The sequence below is a fragment of the Caballeronia sp. SBC1 genome, from assembly GCF_011493005.1.
GTDB lineage: Bacteria > Pseudomonadota > Gammaproteobacteria > Burkholderiales > Burkholderiaceae > Caballeronia.
Window position 1 is genome coordinate 1434082 of record NZ_CP049156.1, and the last position, 14144, is coordinate 1448225.

Here is a 14144-nt window from a genome sequence, read left to right on the forward strand (position 1 = left end):
TGAGGAGTCGACCATGTTCAAGCACATTCTGGTTCCGACGGACGGATCGGTTCTTTCGCAGAAAGCGATTGATGGCGCGATCGATCTTGCCCAGTCGGTGGGGGCGCGGATTACGGCTTATGCCTGTTTGCCGCTGTATCCGTATTCCCCTTTCGCCGATGTCGCCGTCGAGCCGCCCGGGGATTTTCATGAGCGCGCGGAACGCGAGGCACGGGAGCATCTTGGAGCTGTTGAAAAGGCCGCTGCCGCTGTTGGTGTTTCCTGCAACTCTGTCACGAGCGTCGAATCCGCGCCTTATATTGGCATTATCGATATTGCAGAGCGCGACGGCTGCGATGTGATTTTCATGGCGTCACACGGGAGGAGGGGATTAGGCAGTTTGCTGATCGGCAGCGAAACTCAGCGGGTGCTGACCCACACGAAGATTCCGGTGATTGTTTATCGGTGAAGGGGCCGGTCAGGCCTAGCGCCTATTGTGCGCCAATGCCGGGAAGGCAAACGCGGCGCTGGTCCATTTTCCCGGCCAGAATGTGTTATACAGCAGCGATTTTCGTATGATTCAGGCAATGCGCGTAAATCTTGTACATGAACACGATATAGCCTAGACCCAGCGTGAGAACGCTAATGATTGCCCAGATAACAATGTTCCCGACTATGCTTGCCAGATCAATGGTGCATTCCAACCGGCCAATTCGCATGCCGCTTGCATCGACCACGTTGGTCCGGCCAATGATGAAGCGAGCCATATAATAGGGAAAAACAAACAAGGCCAGTCCGAACGTTACGATTGACAAAAGAATCCAGATAACAGCGTGTCCGATAATATCTCCGACGGAGAGATCAGATTTTAAAATCCCAGTTTGCATGCTTAACCCCGTTGTTATTGTTACGTTTTGTAAGAATTAGGGATAATACACGATTGCCGTGATATTTGAAGCGCATTTATGTGATATTTTTAATCGATATTGAGTTGTTTCGGGGCGGTAGCTCAGTGAGAATTATTCTGATTCCTTTAAACGCAAAAAGCACACGGCCAAAGAGCCGTGTGCTTTTATCTGCTTAAAACACCCTTGGCGTATTAAGCGACTTTCTCTTCGAAGAACTGTTCATCTTCGGTCGAGCCGTGCAATGCGGTCGTCGATGCGTCTTTTTCAACAGCCTGCGTCACCGCGTCGAAGTAACCTGTTCCCACTTCACGCTGATGCTTCACTGCGGTGAAACCCTTCTCAGCCGCCGCGAACTCTGCTTCCTGCATCTCGACGAACGCGCTCATCTGATTGCGCGCATAGCCGTGCGCGAGGTTGAACATCGAGTAATTCAGCGCATGGAAACCGGCCAGCGTGATGAACTGGAACTTGTAGCCCATCGCGCCGAGCTCTTTCTGGAATTTGGCGATGGTGGCGTCGTCCAGGTTCTTCTTCCAGTTGAATGACGGCGAGCAGTTGTACGAGAGCAGCTTGCCCGGGAATTCACGATGAATCGCTTCGGCAAACTTCTTCGCGTAAGCCAGGTCCGGCTTGCCGGTTTCGCACCAGATCATGTCGGCATATGGCGCGTAGGCGAGGCCACGCGAAACAGCTTGTTCCAGGCCCGGCTTCGTGCGGAAGAAGCCCTCCACGGTACGCTCGCCGGTCAGGAACGGCCGGTCGTTTTCATCGACATCCGATGTCACCAGATCCGCCGCTTCCGCATCGGTGCGGGCGAGCAGGATGGTTCGCGTACCGGAAACGTCAGCCGCGAGACGTGCAGCCGTGAGTTTCGCGATATTTTCGCGGGTCGGCACCAGCACCTTGCCGCCCATGTGGCCACATTTTTTCACCGATGCCAGCTGATCCTCGAAGTGCACGCCTGCCGCGCCGGCTTCGATCATCGCTTTCATCAGTTCGAACGCGTTCAGCACGCCGCCGAAACCGGCTTCAGCGTCGGCCACGATCGGCTGGAAGAAGTCGAGATAGCCTTCATCGCCGGGATTCTTGCCTTCCGACCATTGGATCTGATCTGCGCGCGTCAGCGTATTGTTGATGCGCTTGACCACCAGCGGCACCGAATTCGCGGGGTACAGCGACTGATCCGGATACATTTCACCCGCGACGTTAGCGTCGCCCGCTACTTGCCAGCCGGACAAGTAGATCGCCTTCAAACCCGCCTTGACCTGTTGCATGGCTTGGTTGCCAGTCAGCGCGCCGAGTGCATTGACGAACGGCTCTTCATGAATCGACGCCCACAGTTTCTCCGCGCCACGTTTCGCCAGCGTGTGCTCGACCGGCACCGAACCGCGCAGCCGCACGACGTCGTCGGCGGTGTAGCTGCGCTTGATGCCCTTCCAGCGCGAATCCGTGTCCCATTGCTTTTGAAGTTCCTGAGCTTGTTGTTGGCGCGACATGGCGTTTCTCCTTTGATTACCTGACTAATGACTAATGGATGGTCGTCCGGCTGAGCAATCGATAAGTCTCGGTGCTTCTTGTTGCTCAACTCTTATATAAGAGTCTAGGGAAAGGAGAGTAGGGGAGCCAGTTGTTTAGTGAAGTTTTAGAATAAAAATTATTGTTTTAAATCAATCATTTATCGTAAATATTTCACGATATAAAACGATCTTTCCTATGCTGAGACGTCAAGACTTGTGCCATGCACCAACAATTTCGTGGCACAAAAGATCTTTCCACATTATGAAATCCAGGGCGTGGACGAAAAAAAACCGACGCGCGAGGCATCGGTTTTCTTTTTACTGGCGCACGCAAGAAGCATGCGCCTCATTCATTACGACTTAGCTGCCACGACGCGGAGCGCGCGGGCCGTCGTTGCGACGTGCTGCATAACCGTCGCGCGAACCGCCGCCGAAGCCCGAACCACCGTCACGCGAGCCACCGCCGCTACGATAGCCGTCACGCGAGCCACCGTCGCGCGAATCGCGAGCACCACCGGCGCTTGCCGGCTTGTTGCCCCAGCCGCCCGGCTTGGCCGAACCACCGTTACCAGCACCGCCGCTACCGAAGCGACGACCTGCGCCACCCGCACCAGCGCCACCGCCCGGACGGCCGCGGCCGCCAAAGCCAGGACGACCACCGCCACCGCCGGCCGGAGCCGAACGACGCGGTTCAAAGCCAGCGATAACGCTCACATTCAGCGGCAAACGCACGAAACGCTCGATGCGCTTGAGCGCGCCTTGCTCAGCGTGATGCACGAGGCTGATTGCCGTACCCGTGCGGCCAGCACGGCCCGTACGGCCGATACGGTGAACGTAGTCTTCCGCGAACTTCGGCAGATCGTAGTTGAACACGTGCGTGATACCGGGGATGTCGATACCGCGAGCGGCGACATCGGTTGCCACCAGCACGCGCACTTTGCGCTCGCGCAGTGCACGAATCGTGCGGTTACGCGCGCCTTGCGGCAGATCACCGTGCAATGCTGCCGATTCAAAACCTGCGTCCGACAAACGGATAGCCAGTTGGTCAGCGTCGTTCTTGGTTGCCGTGAAGACAATAGCCTGATCCAGGCCGGCATCGCGCAACAGATGGTCGAGCAGACGATCCTTGTGATCGCGGTCATCGACGTAATGCACGGTTTGCGCGATGTTGTTCTGCGCTTCGAGCTTTTGAATGATTTCGATGCGTTCCGGGTTCTTCAACAGGCGGCCGGTCAGCGAGCTGATCTTGCCGTCGATGGTTGCCGAGAACAGCAGCGTCTGACGCGTTGCGGGCGTAGCGGCAACAATGGTTTCGATATCGTCGATGAAACCCATGTCCAGCATGCGGTCGGCTTCGTCGAGCACGAGGATTTGCAGTTGCGACAGGTCAATACGGCCGCGTTCCAGGTGGTCCAGCAGACGGCCCGGCGTAGCAACCAGGATTTCCGGGTTCTTCGCGAGCAGCATCAATTGCTGGCCATACGCGACACCGCCGAGAATGCTGACCGTGCGCAGCCGGCGCAGATGCTTGCCGTACGTGGTCGCGGCAGCGGTAACCTGCATGGCGAGTTCGCGGGTCGGCGTCAGAACCAGCATGGTCGGACGAGCGACCGGCTGGGTGCGGCGGGCCGGGCGTGCGTTCGGGTCATGCGGTTCACGCGGCGCTGAAGCCTTGGCTTTTTCGAGCTGCGAGAAACGTTCGATAGCGGGCAGCATGAATGCTGCGGTCTTGCCCGAACCGGTCGGGCTGGAAACCAGCAGATCGCGGCCGGCGAGCGCTGCGGGAATTGCGCGCTGCTGAACCGGCGTCGGCACTTGATAGCCAGAGGCCGTTAGCGCAACAATGATCTCAGGCGACAGGCCGAGCGACTCGAAGCTCGGGCCAGTCTGGACAGCGATCGCAGCGGCGACGGGCGCGACTGAAGAAATAGGGGCGGGAATAGCGGGTGAAGCAGATACGGCGGCCGAAACAGATGCTGCCGGCGCGGCGGGCGTGTCTTCACCGAGTGCCAGTGCAGCGATGGAGTCCAGCGGGCTATGGGTGTTGCTCGAAGTCATGTCTTTCCTTGAAACGGGGAATAAGGCGTGTGGCGCCAATCGGCATACCCAAGTCGTCAGATTCAGCGAGCAAAGAAGCAGCGAGCAAATCGAAAAACGGGGGCAGCTCGCAACAATAAAGGCGAGCTTTTCGTTAGAAGCTGTATCGGATTCGACAGGCCGAGGCGGCTTTGTCGTCAGCCTGATGCATGATCGGCCGAAGAGAAGGCCTAGCAGGGAGGGGACAGTTTCTAAACTGGATTGGAGCAAAACGCTACGAGGCGCCGCGCTGCGTGCGATGAATCGACTAAAACCACCAATTCACCCGGTCACAGTGAAGCGCAGGCAAGAGTATAGCGGCAATTGTTGCGCTGCGCCAGATTTTAAGACAGTTTGATTCATCTTCAGTTTGCCGGGGTGAGGGAATTTTCCCGGCATCTCGAAAAAGCGCCGCCGGGCGCTCAACCTGCGATCGCCCGGCGGCGGCTGGCCCGGGTTTTAGACTGAAGATTCAGGCCGACGCGCCGCTTTTCAGCGATTCCACCAGCCCGATATATTGCTGCTTGGCAGTGTCCTGCGGCGTGCCCGCGAGTGCGCCCCACGCGTCATATTTGTATTTGCCGGCGATATCGGCGAAACCCGGCTTGTCGCCTTGCACGTCGCCCAGGCTCGCTTGCTTGTAGAGCGCGTAGAGACGCAGCAGCGTCAGGTTGCCCGGACGTTCGGATAATTCCTTGACGTCTGCCTGGGCAAGCGCAAATTGCGCGTCGAGTTCGTTGATTCCGCTCATTCGGTTCTCCGGACATGCTGGTTAAGGACCGGCGATCATAGCAACCAAGTCGCGCGTGCTTGTCGAGGGTTTCTTCCAGAAATCACAAGCCAGAGGCGAGGCGCCTGATCCGGCACAAGCGCGCATTGTCCGCGCGGCGCTCGCGGCCTCGCGGCTCACGCGTTACGTCACGCATTACAATAGCGGCCATGACACGCACCGTTTTGCTCGCCCTCGATACCTCGACCGAATTCTGTTCAGTCGCGCTGCTGATCGCCGACCCGGTGGCCGCCGCCGCGGCCACGGCTGCGCCAACCGGCTATGGAAGCGCTCCTCATTACTCTGCTGGTGAAGTTCACGTCTGGTTCAGCCATGAATTGACGGGGCCGGTGTCCAGCACGCGCCTGCTGCCCGCGATCCGCGAATTATTCGATACCGCCGGTTTGAAGCTCGCGGATTGCTCCGCGATCGCGTTCGGCGCCGGGCCAGGCTCATTTACCGGTTTGCGCACGGCAACCGGCGTCGCGCAAGGGCTGGCGTTCGGATTGGGCGTGCCGGTGGTGCCGATCGGCACCTTGCTCGCGTGCGCGGAGTTCGCGCGCTTGCACGAATCAACGGCCACGCGCGTGCTCGCGGCGCTCGACGCGCGCATGAACGAGGCGTACTGGGCGGATTTCCGCTGGGACCCGGCGGCGGGCGAGTGGGCCACGGTCCAGGCTGCATCGCTTGATCTTCCCGAGGCAATTGTCCGGCCGGACGAGCCGTTCACGCTGGCGGGCAATGCGGCGGCGGCTTTCGGCGAACGGTTGCCCATGCCGGCCGCCCCGGCGTGTCGTATCGATTTCAACGCGCTGCCGCACGCGTTGCCCGTTGCGCTCGCCGGGTTACGCGCGCTGCGTGCCGGCCGGACGGTTGCGCCGGATCAGGCCGCGCCGGAGTACGTACGCAACAAGGTCGCGCAGACCACCGCTGAGCGGATGGATGCGCGTGCCGCAAAAGTCGCTGCCGCCGCTGCAGAAGACCAAGCCAATCACGCCGCCCCGATCGTTCAAACGACGGAGCCTCTACGGTGAGCGGCGTGTTGATGGCGGATCGTTATCTGTCGTCGATGACGGAAGCCGATCTCGATGAGGTCGCCGCCATCGAGAAGCTCGCTTACGAGTTTCCCTGGACCCGTGGCAATTTCCAGGACTCGCTGCGCAACGGCTATTTCGGCGTATGCCTGCGCCACGTGACCGGGACGCTGCTGGGTTATTGCGTGCTGATGCCGGTCGTCGATGAAATGCATCTGCTGAATCTGTGCGTAGCGCCTCAGGCACAGCACGCCGGCGCCGGACTCACGTTATTGCGCGAAGCGGTGCGCATCTCGCGGTATCAGAAACTCGACGGTGTGCTGCTGGAAGTGAGGCCGTCGAATCCGCGCGCCATCCAGCTGTACGAGCGCTTTGGTTTCGCCACCATCGGGCGGCGCAAAAACTATTACCCCGCGCGGCACCGGTCGCGCGAGGATGCACTCGTCATGCGTCTGACGTTTTCAAAGGAGGCCGTGGATGGCGCTGCATAAGTCGATGCTGGAAGAGTTCGGGCTAGGAACGGTCTGGGTGAGGCGGGGGGCGGCTTCGGCTTCGGCTGATGTGTCCGCCGCTGTGCTTGATCAGTCGACAGATTCGACGGCGAAGGTGCTCGACCATGCCGCCGCCGAGGGGCATCGACCGGTTCCGCGTCTGCCGGTCGAAGAACAGCACGCGCCGGTGGTCCGGAAGGCTGATCCAGTCGACACGCTGACAGCGCTCGATGCCGCTCTTTCCGCCGCGCAGGCGAGCCCCGGCAACACGCATCAAACGCCGGCTGCAAAGATCGACTCGCCCCGGCTCGCTTCTGCAGAACCGCCAGTCTTCGATGACCTCCCGTGGCTCGACGATGTGCCGCCGCAACCGCTGGTCGCATCGGAAACCATCGATGACACGGCTGCCGATATCGCGACCCTCGACTGGGACACTCTGGCCGCTCGCGTCTCCGTTTGCGAACGCTGCCGCTTGTGCGAACGTCGCACGAACTCGGTTTTCGGCGTGGGTGACCGAAACGCGGACTGGATGCTGATCGGTGAAGCGCCGGGCGAGAACGAGGACAAGCTGGGTGAACCGTTCGTCGGCCAGGCGGGCAAGCTGCTCGACAGCATGCTGCACGCGGTGGCGTTATCGCGCGAGGACAACGTGTTCATCGCGAACGTGATCAAGTGCCGGCCGCCCGGTAACCGCAATCCGGAACTCGATGAAGTCGCGCGCTGCGAGCCCTATCTGAAGCGGCAGGTCGAACTGGTCAAACCCAAGCTGATTGTTGCGCTTGGACGGTTTGCCGCGCAGAGCCTGCTCAAGACGGAGGCGAGCATTGCGTCGCTGCGGGGACGGGTGCACGACTATCAAGGTGTGCCGGTCATTGTCACGTATCACCCGGCCTACTTGCTGCGCAGTCTCCCCGATAAAGCCAAGGCATGGGCCGATCTGTGTCTTGCCGAGGCTACATACCGCAAGTCGCTGCAGGCGGCAGACGGCCCGTGACGGCCGCGGACGCGATCACGCAATTCCACGATCCCGCCGTCCGGGATCTTGCGTGGCTGCTGTTCTCGCCGGATTTGCTGAGCGCGTCGAGCGCGGGGGCGCCGCTCGCTCGTCCCGCCGCATCGGAGACAGAGCGCGATGCCATGCTGGCGTGGCTCGCAGCGCTCGATCGAAATCCCTCCGCCCTTCATGTGCAAGTTTACAAACCGTCGCTAACCCGGCTCGGTTTCTACGCCGAAGCATTGCTCGAATACTTGCTGACGCATGGCTCGCACGCGCGGCTGATCGCGGCGAACATTCCATTGCGCACGGCAGAACGTACGCTCGGCGAAGTCGATTTCCTGCTGGAGAACATGCGTGGCGAGCGGCTGCACTGGGAACTCGCGGTGAAGTTTTATCTGCATATCGGCGAGGGTGACGGGGCCGCTACGCTAGCTCACTACGTCGGTCCGAACCTGCAGGATCGCTTCGACCTGAAGCACGCGCGGCTCTTGAATCATCAACTGGGTTTGAGTGCGCGCGATGAGTTTGCGTCGCTTGGTTTCGAGGGTCCGTGGCGCGCCGAGTTGTTCGTCAAAGGGCGCCTGTTTTATCGCGATGACGGTTTGGGTCACAGTCTGGCGTCGAACCCGCCGCCCGAACTTGCCGGTAATCATTTGCGAGGCTGGTGGAAAACGGCGTCGGAGTGGCAGGATTCGAAGGCGGGTGGACTGTTTGCTTCGTTGCCTAGATTGGGATGGATGGCAGAACGAACGATATCGGCGCAAGAGGGTGATGCGCTGGTGGAGCAGACGCGCGTGTTGTCTGAGCGCGTTGCAACGCTGTCGTCGCCAATCATGGTCGCGCGTTATGAACGTCGCGAACGTTCCGAATGCGCGACCGGCAATGTGTGGCGCGAGCACTCGCGCGGTTTTATCGTGCCTGATGAATGGCCGGCGCGCGCCGCTGACTTTGCGACTTAAGCAGGATCGAGGCGGTCGAGCTCACGCGTAGCCAAACGAACCTCACCACCACCTGAAAAAATGATGCACCGGGCCAACACCGTGCCCGACGTCCAGCCGCGCGCTCTGTTCGATCGCGCCGGTCAGATAGAGCTTGGCGTCGGCGGTGGCGGTGCGGAGCGAGTCGCGTTGGGGCAGCAGCGCAGCAATCGACGACGACAACGTGCACCCCGTCCCATGCGTGTTCTTAACCGGCACGCGCGGTCCGCCAAGCCGCAGCGATCCGCTGTCCTGGATCAGCCAGTCGGGGCTATCGGCGGAACTAAGATGGCCGCCTTTCATCAACACCGCCCGCGCGCCCAATGCTCGCAGCGCTTCGCCCTGGCGCACCATCGCGTCTTCATCTTCGGCCGATGCCACGCTCAGTAACGCAGCCGCTTCCGGCAGGTTGGGCGTGACCAGCGTCGCGAGCGGGAGCAGTTCATCGCGCAACGCAGCCACTGCATCCGGCGCAAGCAAAGCGTGATTGCTCTTGGAAATCATCACGGTATCGAGCACCACATGCACTGGCCGATATCGACGCAACGCCGCCGCTACCGCGCGCACTACATCGGCATTGGCGAGCATGCCGATCTTCACGGCATCAATGCGGATGTCGTCGAAAACGGCGTCAAGCTGAGCGGTGACGAACGACGCGTCGGGCGTATGGATCGCCGTCACGCCGCGCGTGTTCTGCGCGGTGAGGGCAGTAATGACGGACAAGCCGTAAGCGCCGAGCGCCGAGAACGCCTTGAGGTCGGCCTGGATGCCCGCGCCGCCGCCGGAATCGGAACCGGCGATGGTGAGGACGTTGGGGATCGGATGGGTCATGGTCTTCAAGAGGACTCAGGAGGATGCCAGCAATTGTCGCGCGGCGAGATGCGGGTCGGCGGCGGTGCAGATCGCCGATACCACCGCGATACCGCCCGGCCCCGCGCGTTTGACATCGGCGGCGTTGTGCAACTGGATGCCGCCGATAGCCACCGTCGGATGAAGAGAGCGCGCGCACAGCGCGGCGAGCCCGTTGATGCCGCACGCCGCCGATGCGTCCGGCTTGGTCGGGGTATCGAATACCGGCCCTACGCCCACGTAATCGATCATGGCGCCCAGCGTGTTGGCGTGATCGACCTGCATGTTATTCGATACCGACAGCCCGATCAGCATCTGCGCCCCCAGCAACTTCCTGGCGACATCCGGCGGCAAATCATTCTGGCCGATATGCACGCCATCGGCGCCGGCCGCGAGCGCGACATCCACATGGTCGTTAATGATGAGCGGCACGCCATGCCGGCGCGTGAGCGGCAACAAGTCGAGCGCGAGGTCGAGCCATGCGCGTTTGTGCCACTCGGGCGCACGCAGTTGCACAATCGTGACGCCGCCTTCAAGCGCTGCCTGCGTAACTTCGAGCGCGCGCGCGTGGCCGCCGCATTGGACGGGATCGAGGACGAGATACAGCGCGAGATCAAGATTCATGCGAGGGTTCATCACGCGCGGGATGCACCGGACGCAACGTCGCGAGACACGAGCGTGGCAGCGAACAGGTTTGCATCGAGTGATGCCAGCCGGTCGAGATACGCGACCGCGAAACTGCCGGGCAATGCAGCGTCGCGCGACGCCAACTCGCCCGCGATGCTCGAATAAGCGACAGCGGCGAGGGTCGCGGCCCAACGGTCCTCGCTATCAGCAACGCCCACGAATGCCGCGACCGTCGCTGATAACGCACACCCAACGCCGGTCACGCGCGTCATCAGCGGTGATCCATTCGATAACGCGACCGTGCGGCGCCCGTCGGTGACGTAATCGGTCGGCCCGGTGACGGCGACAACGGCGCCTGTATTCAGCGCGAGGACTTGAGCTGCGTCGAGTGCGGCTTCGGCGAAAGTGGTGCTGTCGACGCCGCGCGCGCTCGATTCACCGCCCGACAAGCTGATGATCTCCGACGCGTTGCCGCGAATCACGGCCGGATGTGCATCGAGCAGATCAAAGGCGAAGGCGGTGCGGAAACTCAGCGGGCCGACCGCCACGGGATCGAGCACCCACGGTTTGTGCGCGCGATTCGCGGCTTCGACGGCGGCGCGGATCGCCTTGCTTTGCGGCAGGTCGAGCGTGCCGAGATTCACCGATACCGCATTTGCCAGCGGCACGAATTCACCCACTTCCTCGCGGGCGATGACCATCGCGGGGGCGGCCCCCAGCGCAAGCAGCACGTTCGCCGTGAAGTTCGTGACAACGAGATTCGTCAGGCAGTGGACGAGCGGCGAGCGTTCGCGCACGCGCAGGGCGAACGAAAAGAGATCGGCGGCGAGCATGGGCAGGGTGTGAATGAAATGGTGATAAGCGGGATTATCGCGCGCCGGGCGGCTGAGCGCCCGGTGTGATTTCAGGCTTTGGTTGGGTTCGGCCAGGCGCGATACATACGCACTGGCCACCACTCAAAACCGCCGCTCAATGCCTGGACTCGCCGATCAGCGCAACCGAGTCGAAGGCCCGCTGATTTGCCTGATGCCGCCGCATGACAAAGTACATCATCAGGCAGACGAAGGTGCCGAACAGCACGATCACGAATTGAATCGGTACGTCGAGCCAGACGAGCACCGCGTACAGGCACAACATGATGAGCACCGAGAGGTTCTCGTTAAAATTCTGCACTGCAATAGAGTGACCTGCCGACAACAGCACGTGGCCGCGATGCTGCAGCAGCGCATTCATTGGCACCACGAAAAAGCCGGACAGACCGCCCACGATCATCAGGAAGATATACGCGACGATCAGATAACCCGGAACGTGCATCCGGCCGAAATAGATGCCCCAGTGCACGGGAAACAGATGCTTTGAATAGAACGCGAGCAGCATGACCGCAACGCCCATCATGATGCCGACCGGCAGCACGGAGAGCGACTTCTTCAGCGGCACGCGGGCGGCCGCGAGAATAGCGCCGACTGCCACGCCGACCGCGATGATCGCCTGCAAAATGGCCGCCTCCGACAACGACATGCCGAGGGAGACTTCCGCCCACTTGAGCACGATGAACTGCAGCGTGGCGCCCGCGCCCCAGAACAGCGTGGTCACGGCGAGCGAGATCTGGCCGAGCTTGTCGTGCCAGAGCGCGTTGAAACAATCGGCGAAATCGGTGATCAGTTTGAGCGGGCGATGCTCCTGCTTCGGATAACGCGCGCCGGTGTCCGGAATCCGCAGATTGAAGATGGCCGCGACAATGTACATGAGCACGATCACGAGCATCGCGGCTTCGGCGGGGGTATCGACCTTCGGAATGTGCAGCCGAAGAATGTGCGAGGCAATGTGCGGACTGATCAGCGCACCGCCCATGACGGTGCCGAGGATGATCGAACCCACGGTGGTGCCCTCGATCCAGCCGTTCGCCGCGACCAGCCGGTCGGCCGGCAACAGCTCCGTGAGGATGCCGTACTTGGCGGGCGAATACGCAGCGGCGCCAAATCCGACAATGCCGTAGGCGAGCAACGGGTGCGCGCCGACCAGCATGGTCAGGCAGCCGACGACCTTGATCGAGTTGGTGACGAACATCACGTGGCCCTTCGGTCTCGAGTCTGCGAAGGCACCCACGAAAGCGGCCAGAACAACGTATGACAGCACAAAAAACAGCTTGAGCAGCGGTGTCATCCAGTTCGGAGCGTGAAGATCTTTCAGCAGTGCGATCGCAGCGATCAGAAGGGCGTTGTCGGCCAGCGACGAGAAAAACTGCGCGGCCATGATGGTGTAAAAACCTTTTTTCATCTGATCCGATGCTAGTCCGCACTGCGGGTGATCCGCCCCGCTCGCACACGGCGCGCTCGTCTCTCGCGTCCGGGTTTGCGCTCAGGCTCCCGTTCAGGCAATTTCTGTTCGAAATGGGTTGTGTGCACGGCTTTATAACACGAAAATAGATGCATTCTGACTAGCAGTAACCTGCATGACAATTCGCAGACGTTCAGGCCGGAACGTCACCGGTATGCAAGGTAGCGATAAGGTATTGATTCGGGTACTGATTCGGCTATTGACTCGCTAAATCGGTTATTTTCGAATTTATCACCGCGCGCACGGTCTCTTACCAAGTGGCCATCATATATATGCAATGAACGCTCGCTGACTGACCGACCCCGAGCAGCCCTATAAAGCTCTGAGAGCCCCTTGAGCAATCATCAATAGGGCCCGATCCGGTGCCGCAGTATCGGGTTTGAACCGCAGTCGGGTTTGAACCGCAACCTTCGGCAACCGTCAAGCTGCGGTCCGCTTGTCGCATAATCACCTGCTTTTTTTCCAACCGAACTCTCATGCCGCGCCCCATATCCGCCACGATCCACACCGCAGCACTCGCCAACAATCTCGCCGTCGCACGCCGTCATGCGCCGAAATCCAAGATATGGGCCGTGGTCAAGGCCAATGCGTATGGTCACGGTGTGGCGCGAGCGTTCCCCGGATTGCGCGCGACTGACGGGTTCGGTCTGCTTGACCTCGAAGAAGCGGTTAAGTTGCGCGAGTTGGGCTGGGCCGGTCCCATTCTGCTGCTGGAGGGTTTTTTCCGTCCGACAGATATCGACGTGATTGATCGATACAGCCTGACCACGGCAGTGCATTGCGATGAACAGTTGCGGATGCTGGAAATGGCGCGGCTGTCGAAGCCGGTCAATATCCAGTTGAAAATGAACAGCGGCATGAACCGGCTCGGTTATACGCCGGAGCGTTTCCGGGCAGCGTGGGAACGGGCGCGGGCCGTGCAGGGCGTCGGCCAGATTACGCTGATGACGCATTTCTCCGATGCCGACGGTCCGCGCGGCATCGGTCATCAACTCGAAGCGTTCGAACGCGGCGCTGAAGGCATTGCGGGCGCGCGCAGCCTCGCCAACTCCGCGGCCACGCTGTGGCATGCGGCTTCGCATTTCGACTGGGTGCGGCCCGGCATCATCTTGTACGGCGCTTCGCCGTCGGGCAAAACGGCCGATATCGCCACGACCGGATTGCGTCCGGCCATGACGCTCGTGTCCGAGTTGATCGGAGTGCAGACAGTGCCGGCGGGGCACTCGATCGGCTACGGTTCGGTGTTCTCGGCCACAGGTCCTATGCGGATCGGCGTAGTGGCGTGCGGTTATGCGGACGGTTATCCTCGATGTGCGCCCGAAGGTACGCCAGTTATCGTTGACGGCGTGCTGACGCGGGTTGTCGGCCGTGTCTCCATGGACATGCTGACTGTGGACCTGACTCCGATCCCAACTGCTGGGATCGGAGCGCCCGTGGAGTTGTGGGGCACGAAACTGCCGATCGACGACGTCGCGGCTGCGTGCGGCACGATCGGGTATGAGTTGATGTGCGCAGTCGCGCCGCGCGTGCCGATGCGGGCGGAATAGAGCGCGGTTGTTTGGGTAGGTAAGACAGAATAACGA

14 protein-coding genes are annotated in these 14144 nt (G+C 60.9%); 6 read left to right on the forward strand and 8 right to left on the reverse strand.

The window, feature by feature from the left end; translation table 11 throughout:
• Window positions 1-13: 13 nt before the first annotated feature.
• Entirely contained in the window at window positions 14-448 is a 435-nt protein-coding gene (locus SBC1_RS06265; protein WP_062090854.1) for a universal stress protein, read from the forward strand.
• Window positions 449-533: 85 nt separating this feature from the next.
• Here the strand turns inward: SBC1_RS06265 and SBC1_RS06270 are convergent, their stop codons facing one another.
• From SBC1_RS06270 to SBC1_RS06285, 4 genes are all read right to left on the reverse strand, one after another.
• A complete protein-coding gene (locus tag SBC1_RS06270) occupies window positions 534-866 on the reverse strand; it encodes a DUF898 domain-containing protein (RefSeq protein WP_165088830.1) in 333 nt (110 codons plus the stop codon).
• Window positions 867-1078: 212 nt separating this feature from the next.
• Window positions 1079-2383, reverse strand: a complete 1305-nt coding sequence (aceA, locus tag SBC1_RS06275; RefSeq protein WP_165088833.1) for an isocitrate lyase — start codon at window positions 2381-2383, stop codon at window positions 1079-1081.
• A gap of 381 nt (window positions 2384-2764) precedes the next feature.
• A complete protein-coding gene (locus SBC1_RS06280) occupies window positions 2765-4462 on the reverse strand; it encodes a DEAD/DEAH box helicase (protein WP_165088838.1) in 1698 nt (565 codons plus the stop codon).
• 490 nt (window positions 4463-4952) lie between these two features.
• Window positions 4953-5231 (reverse strand): acyl-CoA-binding protein, encoded by a 279-nt coding sequence (locus SBC1_RS06285; protein ID WP_370469586.1) that lies wholly within the window; start codon window positions 5229-5231, stop codon window positions 4953-4955.
• A 188-nt stretch (window positions 5232-5419) separates the two neighbouring features.
• On the opposite strand from SBC1_RS06285, the gene tsaB reads away from it, so the two are divergent.
• The 4 genes from tsaB to SBC1_RS06305 are packed head-to-tail and all read left to right on the forward strand — an operon-like array spanning window position 5420 to window position 8730.
• The gene (tsaB, locus tag SBC1_RS06290; RefSeq protein WP_165088842.1) at window positions 5420-6283 is read left to right on the forward strand and encodes a tRNA (adenosine(37)-N6)-threonylcarbamoyltransferase complex dimerization subunit type 1 TsaB; all 864 of its coding nucleotides are present in this window, start codon (window positions 5420-5422) and stop codon (window positions 6281-6283) included.
• Window positions 6280-6774, forward strand: a complete 495-nt coding sequence (gene rimI / locus SBC1_RS06295) for a ribosomal protein S18-alanine N-acetyltransferase (protein ID WP_097262154.1) — start codon at window positions 6280-6282, stop codon at window positions 6772-6774. Before tsaB ends, rimI begins: the two co-directional genes overlap by 4 nt.
• Window positions 6761-7768 (forward strand): uracil-DNA glycosylase family protein, encoded by a 1008-nt coding sequence (locus tag SBC1_RS06300; protein WP_165088845.1) that lies wholly within the window; start codon window positions 6761-6763, stop codon window positions 7766-7768. The genes rimI and SBC1_RS06300 overlap by 14 nt, the downstream gene beginning before the upstream one ends.
• Window positions 7765-8730, forward strand: coding sequence for a DUF1853 family protein (locus SBC1_RS06305; protein ID WP_241202036.1), 966 nt, complete (start codon window positions 7765-7767; stop codon window positions 8728-8730). The genes SBC1_RS06300 and SBC1_RS06305 overlap by 4 nt, the downstream gene beginning before the upstream one ends.
• 42 nt (window positions 8731-8772) lie before the next feature.
• Here SBC1_RS06305 and thiD read toward each other — a convergent pair whose 3' ends face one another.
• Genes thiD through lplT form a run of 4 tightly spaced genes read right to left on the reverse strand, consistent with a single transcriptional unit; the run spans window position 8773 to window position 12501 of the window.
• The gene (thiD, locus tag SBC1_RS06310; protein ID WP_165088853.1) at window positions 8773-9579 is read right to left on the reverse strand and encodes a bifunctional hydroxymethylpyrimidine kinase/phosphomethylpyrimidine kinase; all 807 of its coding nucleotides are present in this window, start codon (window positions 9577-9579) and stop codon (window positions 8773-8775) included.
• 15 nt (window positions 9580-9594) lie between these two features.
• Window positions 9595-10221: a thiamine phosphate synthase gene (gene thiE / locus SBC1_RS06315; RefSeq protein ID WP_165088857.1), complete on the reverse strand. Its 627-nt coding sequence runs from the start codon at window positions 10219-10221 to the stop codon at window positions 9595-9597.
• Between the two features lie 11 nt (window positions 10222-10232).
• The gene (gene thiM, locus SBC1_RS06320; protein WP_370469587.1) at window positions 10233-11180 is read right to left on the reverse strand and encodes a hydroxyethylthiazole kinase; all 948 of its coding nucleotides are present in this window, start codon (window positions 11178-11180) and stop codon (window positions 10233-10235) included.
• Between the two features lie 13 nt (window positions 11181-11193).
• Window positions 11194-12501 carry a lysophospholipid transporter LplT gene (gene lplT, locus SBC1_RS06325; protein ID WP_165088860.1) on the reverse strand — a complete coding sequence of 436 codons (1308 nt, stop codon included), beginning with the start codon at window positions 12499-12501 and terminating at the stop codon, window positions 11194-11196.
• A gap of 536 nt (window positions 12502-13037) precedes the next feature.
• Between lplT and alr the strand changes: the two genes are divergently transcribed.
• Complete coding sequence (gene alr, locus SBC1_RS06330) at window positions 13038-14108, forward strand: alanine racemase (protein ID WP_165088867.1); 1071 nt, start codon at window positions 13038-13040, stop codon at window positions 14106-14108.
• Window positions 14109-14144 lie beyond the last annotated feature (36 nt).